Here is a 260-nt window from a genome sequence, read left to right on the forward strand (position 1 = left end):
GAGCGCAAGGCATCACAACGGCGAGCCGTCGGAGTGGGCAGCTCGACATTGTGCCGGAGGCGCTGGACCGACGTGATCGGCTCGTTGACCGCCACCGGCTGATCCTCGTTTGCCAAACTGGAGAGGTGCGCTCCGCTATCGAGGTTGCGCTCGCGGAAGCGGAGCGTATCGCCGCCCGCGAGGGAAAGGGCGGCGGCGAAGCATTGTGAAGCATTCCGTCGAACTCGAGAAGCAGACTGTGCATCAACACCGTCCTCCGT

Annotated in this window: 1 protein-coding gene; it reads left to right on the forward strand. The window is 64.2% G+C overall.

The features are described from left to right. The coding region (locus D1223_RS18780; protein WP_158588349.1) for a hypothetical protein at positions 1 to 209 on the forward strand (209 nt) is incomplete at its 5' end. Positions 210 to 260: the final 51 nt, after the last annotated feature.

Origin of the sequence: Henriciella mobilis (genome assembly GCF_003576285.1) — a bacterium.
Classification (GTDB): Bacteria; Pseudomonadota; Alphaproteobacteria; order Caulobacterales; family Hyphomonadaceae; genus Henriciella; species Henriciella mobilis.